At 69.8% G+C, this 5085-nt stretch carries 6 protein-coding genes; 2 read left to right on the forward strand and 4 right to left on the reverse strand.

Annotated features, from left to right (window positions below; translation table 11 throughout):
• From WA805_RS30210 to pdhA, 3 genes are all read right to left on the reverse strand, one after another.
• Positions 1-339: biotin/lipoyl-containing protein (locus WA805_RS30210; RefSeq protein ID WP_425244027.1), on the reverse strand; the 339-nt coding region annotated here is incomplete at its 3' end.
• A complete protein-coding gene (locus WA805_RS30215) occupies positions 332-1354 on the reverse strand; it encodes an alpha-ketoacid dehydrogenase subunit beta (protein ID WP_422326511.1) in 1023 nt (340 codons plus the stop codon). The genes WA805_RS30215 and WA805_RS30210, both read right to left, overlap by 8 nt.
• Positions 1355-1362: 8 nt before the next feature.
• A complete protein-coding gene (gene pdhA / locus WA805_RS30220; protein ID WP_422287201.1) occupies positions 1363-2460 on the reverse strand; it encodes a pyruvate dehydrogenase (acetyl-transferring) E1 component subunit alpha in 1098 nt (365 codons plus the stop codon).
• Between the two features lie 162 nt (positions 2461-2622).
• Between pdhA and WA805_RS30225 the strand changes: the two genes are divergently transcribed.
• Positions 2623-3066: an Lrp/AsnC family transcriptional regulator gene (locus WA805_RS30225; protein WP_422287203.1), complete on the forward strand. Its 444-nt coding sequence runs from the start codon at positions 2623-2625 to the stop codon at positions 3064-3066.
• A 14-nt stretch (positions 3067-3080) separates the two neighbouring features.
• Positions 3081-3764 carry a DUF1345 domain-containing protein gene (locus WA805_RS30230; RefSeq protein ID WP_422340325.1) on the forward strand — a complete coding sequence of 228 codons (684 nt, stop codon included), beginning with the start codon at positions 3081-3083 and terminating at the stop codon, positions 3762-3764.
• 8 nt (positions 3765-3772) lie between these two features.
• Here WA805_RS30230 and WA805_RS30235 read toward each other — a convergent pair whose 3' ends face one another.
• A complete protein-coding gene (locus WA805_RS30235) occupies positions 3773-4600 on the reverse strand; it encodes a hypothetical protein (RefSeq protein WP_424559330.1) in 828 nt (275 codons plus the stop codon).
• Positions 4601-5085 lie beyond the last annotated feature (485 nt).

A 5085-nucleotide genomic window follows, 5' to 3' on the forward strand; every position in this document is an offset into this window, starting at 1 on the left:
CCCTGCCGCCGCGTTGCCTGAGGCACCGCAGGCGCTCCCGTTTCCCGCGGCGGGGGCTTGCCCGGGGACGACGACGCCGGGCTCACGGAAGCCCGTGGCCGGGTCGTCTGCCGTGACGGTGATCAGCGGCTGCCCAACGGACACGGCGCTGCCGGGCTCGGCATGCAGGGCCGTGACGACGCCCGCGTAGGGGACCGGGAGCTCGACCACGGCCTTGGCGGTCTCCACCTCGGCGATTACCTGGTCGACCGTGACGTGATCGCCGGCCTGCACCCGCCAGGCGATGATCTCGGCCTCGTCGAGCCCTTCGCCCAGGTCGGGGAGCAGGAAGTCAGGCACCGCCGTCCTCCCACTGCAGGCGCGCGATGGCGTCGAGGATGCGGTCTACGTTCGGCAGGTGGAATTGCTCGAGCTTGGGCGGCGGGTAAGGGATGTCGAAGCCGGTGACGCGGAGGATGGGCGCCTCCAGGTAGTGGAAGCACTGCTCGGTCAGCCGCGCGGCGACCTCGGCGCCGTAGCCGGCGAAGCCCGCCGCCTCGTGCACGAGGACGGCACGGCCGGTGCGGGACACCGACTCGGTCAGGGTCTGGTCGTCGAAGGGTGACAGCGACCGCAGGTCGATGACCTCGACGTCCCAGTCCTCCTCGACGGCGGCCTCGGCGGCCTCCAGCGCGGTGGCCACCATCCCGCCGTAGGCGATGAGCGTGACGTCACTGCCCGCCCGCCGCACGACCGCGCGGTCGATCGGCGGGCCCTCCGGCGTCAGGACGGCTGTCTCCTTCGACCAGTAGCGCCGCTTCGGCTCGAGGAAGACGACCGGGTCGGGGCAGCGGATCGCCTCCCGCAGCAGCAGGTAGGCGTCCGCGGGAGTGCCTGGCGTCACCACCCGCAGTCCCGGCGTGTGGGTGTAGTACGCCTCCGATGAGTCGCTGTGATGCTCGACGCCGCCGATGCCGCCGCCGAACGGGATCCGGATCACCACCGGCAGCGCGACGCGCCCCCTCGTCCGGTTGCGCAGCTTGGCGAGATGGCTGGTGACCTGCTCGAAGGCGGGGTAGGCGAACGCGTCGAACTGCATCTCGACGACAGGGACGAGGCCGTTCATCGCCATGCCGATGGCGGTGCCGACGATGCCCGACTCGGCGATCGGCGTGTCGAAGACGCGGTGCTCGCCGAACTTCCCGGCGAGACCGTCGGTGATGCGGAACACCCCGCCGAGCGTGCCGACGTCCTCACCGAAGACGACCACGCGGTCGTCCGCGGCCAGGCTGTCGGCCAGCGCCTGGTTGAGCGCGGCGGCCATGGTGACGGGCGCGGGGGCCTGCCGGGCGGTGTTTCCCGCGGGCGGGATCATCACTGTTGTCATGGCGCGGACTCCTCCAGCTCATCCAGCTCGGCGAGCAGCGCCGCGCGCTGCCGCTCCAGGGCAGCGGTCGGCTGGGCGTACACGTGCTCGAACAGCTCGGCCGGGTCAGCGCTCGCCTCGGTGCTCATGCGGTCGCGGACGTCGGCGGCCAGCTGCTCCGCCTCGGCCGCCAGCCGGCCGGCCGCCTCGTCGTCCAGCAGCCGCTCCGCCCTTAGATAGGCCTCGAGCCGCGCTATCGGGTCGCGGCCGAGCCAGCCGCGGACCTCATCGTCGGTCCGGTAGCGGGTGGCGTCGTCGGCGTTGGTGTGCGCTTCGACCCGGTAGGTGATCGCCTCGATCAGCGTCGGCCCACCGCCCGTCGCGGCCCGCTCGACGCCGGACCGTGCGGCGGCGTAGACAGCGGCGGCGTCGTTCCCGTCGATGAGCAGCGGCGGAATGCCGTAGCCGATCCCCTTCGCGGCCAGCGTCGGCGCCGCGGTCTGCTTGGCCAGCGGCACGCTGATCGCGTACCCGTTGTTCTGCACCAGGAACACCACCGGCGCTTTCCAGAGCGCGGCGAAGTTCAGCGCTTCGTGGGCGTCGCCCTCGCTGGTCGCGCCGTCGCCGAGCAGCACGAGCGCGACCTGGTCCTTTGCCTGGAGGGTGGCCGCGTGCGCGAGGCCCACCGCGTGCAGGGTGTTCGTGGCCAGCGGGGTGCACTGCGGCGCCACCCGGTGCTCATAGGGGTCGTAGCCGCAGTGCCAGTCGCCGCGGAGCAGGGCCAGCGTCTCCGCGGCGTCCACGCCGCGGGTGAGGATCGCCACCGAGTCGCGGTACGTGGGAAACAGCCAGTCCTGGCCGCGCACCGCGAGCGCCGCCCCGACCTGGCAGGCGTCCTGGCCGCGCGAGGACGGGTAGACGGCGAGCCTGCCCTGCTTTGCCAGCACGGTGGCCTGGGTATCGAAGCGACGGCCGAGCACCATGCCGCGGTGCAGGCGGACCAGGACATCGGGCTCGGGGAACGTCAGCCCGCCAGGATTCTGGCCTGGCCGGCCGTCTGGATCTATCAGCTGGAGCGGCGCCGCGCTCGGCAGCAGCTCTTGGGTCTCCACCAATGCCCCCTTCAACGTGCTATTTCCAGAGAATGCCTGCTCTGGAAGCAAATTTTCTAGATGCGTGGCAAAACATGAGAAGTATTGCCCGAATCGAGGGGTTAATCTGGCCATATGCCTTCCAGTGACCATTCCGCGGATCCCCTGCATGGACATATGGCCGCGATGGACGACACCGACCGGCAGATCGTCGAGGCGCTCCGCGCCGACGGCCGGATGTCCATGCGCGCGCTGGCCGACCGTATCCACGTCTCGCGGGCCAGCGCGTACGCCCGCGTGGCCCGCCTGGAACGAGACGGCGTGATCACCGGGTACGCCGCGCTGATCGACCCGGTGCGCTACGGGTACGCGCTGTCGGCCTACGTCTACCTGGACATCGACCAGCGGTCCTGGAAGTCGGTGCGCAGGCAGCTGCTGAGCATGACCGAGGTCGACCACGTCGCGCTCGTCTCCGGCGAGCACGACATCCTGCTGCGGGTCCGCGCCAGCGACGCCGTGTCGCTGCGCGACGTGGTGCTCACGCGGCTGCAGGAGATCCCCGAGGTCCGCTCGACCCAGACGGTGCTGATCTTCGAGGAGGCGACTCCGGTCCAGGAGCTGAGGAAATAGGGAACACTCAGACAATGACTGGTGTCCCGGCGCCCACCTTGTACCACCGATGGCTTGGCTGGCACGCCCCTGCCATGCGGCGTGCGCTCACGGCGTTCACCGTTGGGGTGATCGTCGCTGTTGCCCTCCTGCCGTTCGTGACGTGGGCAATGACACTGGTCGCGGGCTGGGATGCGGCCGCGCTCACAGTGCTCCTGACCATCTGGCCGGTCATTATCCGGGCCGATAGCTCACTCGCGCCGCAGCTCGCTGCCCGCGAAGACGAGACGGAGGACTCTACGAGAGCGCTGCTGGTCGGGGCCAGTGTCGCCAGCCTGCTGGGGGCCGGTTATACGCTGCATCTCGCAGGGCAGCAGAGCGGCGCTTCCCGTGTACTGCTGATCGGCGCTGCTGTGCTGACCGTCGTGCTGTCATGGACCGTGATCAACAGCGCCTACACCCTGCGCTACGCCGACCAGCACTTCCGGTCAAAGCCGGGCGGTATCGAGTTCGGCACGGAAGACGGCCAGCAACATCCCAGCTACCGCGACTTCGCCTACGTCGCGTTCACCATCGGAATGTGCTACCAGGTGTCCGACACGACGCTGCGCGATCCACTGATCCGGCGCACCGCGTTCGCCCACGCCCTTTTGTCCTACGTGTTCGGCGTGGTCATCGTCGCAGGCTCGGTCAACCTCATCTCCGGGCTGTTCCGCTAACCAGGGCGTCACCGCCCTTGGCCGCTGTAGCTGACGCTGATCTTGGTGTACGCGTAGGGTTTCTGAGTGATCCCGCTGCACGTGTTCGAGTCGCTGCCTGCCGTGCAGGGCATGTCTCGGTTCACCGACCAGAACGCGAACCGTGCCAGGTGGTGGGCCAGCACGTAGCGGAGCATGACCTGGAAATCGGCCGCCGATACCAGCTCGCCCGTGTCGGTGACGCCGTTCATCGTTGAGATGCCCATGGTCTGGTAGGCGGCGGACGCGGACTCGTGATAGGCGCTCATCAGGTCGTTCCTGAGCCCTGCCGCGGCCTGCACGCTGGCCTGGGCCATATCGGTCCCAGGACCGGCGAAGTCGAATGGCATGATCGTCCACGCGTCGATGCGCAGCCCGGAAGCGGCCGCCGCGGTGATCAGGGCCTGCCCGCCGGGTTCCGGCCCGCTCGAGTCGGCCGGGATCGTGACCGAGATCATCAGCCCGGGATCACGCTGCCGCACGATGGCCAGCGCGCCGATTATCCGCTGGCGGGCCGCGGCGCTGCCGATCTCGATGTCCTCAATGTCCAGGTCGATGGCGGGCAGCCGGTAGGCGCTGATGACCTGCTGGTAGACGCCTGCCAGCGCCTGCGGCGAGGTGCAGGTCAGGCCGAGCTTGGTGCCGCCGTTGCCGCCCACCGACACGGTTACCTGGCCGCCTGCCGAGCGGATACCGCGGATGGCTGCCTCCTCCGCGGCGCCGGTCAGCGGATCACCGTTGTCCCACACCGGCTGGCACGCGCCGTCAGAGACGATGAAGGCGAGCGTGAAGCGGCGGATCCCCGTTGTCTTCATCACCTCGGCAGGAGACGGTCCCCCGGCGGCGAGGTAGTCATAGGGCGCGATCCACGGTCCGCTCGCAGGCGGGGGCTGATTCCGTTGTGCCCCTTGCGTCCCTTGCGTGGCAGGTGCTTCTTGACTGGTGGAGGGGCTTGTCGTAGCCCGCGTGCCTTGCGTGGCCTGCGTGCTGCACGAGGCAACGAGGATGGCGGTGCCGCCCGCCAGCACGGCCGCGGCCGACGCGACGAGTACCGGCGCGATCCGGCGGGGGCCAGGCACCATGCATCCATTATGAACGACCACGGCTGCACGATCATGACCGTGCGGGCTCGCGGTGTCTGTGCGCTGACCGCTTCCCGGCATTACGTGCGGATGGCCACGACGTAGCGCAGCAGGGGCAGGCGCCCTGTTGACTCGACCTGGTAGCCGGCCGCGGCGGCGAGTTCCTCCAGCGGGCCGACGGTAGCCGCGGCGCGGCGCATCCGCCGCCCGCCGGCATGCAG

Source organism: Trebonia sp., assembly GCF_049794275.1.
Taxonomy (GTDB): Bacteria; Actinomycetota; Actinomycetes; order Streptosporangiales; family Streptosporangiaceae; genus Trebonia.

Coding starts and splice junctions, on each gene's coding strand:
- WA805_RS30215 (WP_422326511.1), bottom strand. CDS start 1,354: ATGATCCCGCCCGCGGGAAACACCGCCCGGCAGGCCCCCGCGCCCGTC.
- WA805_RS30225 (WP_422287203.1), top strand. CDS start 2,623: ATGGACGACACCGACCGGCAGATCGTCGAGGCGCTCCGCGCCGACGGC.
- WA805_RS30230 (WP_422340325.1), top strand. CDS start 3,081: ATGACTGGTGTCCCGGCGCCCACCTTGTACCACCGATGGCTTGGCTGG.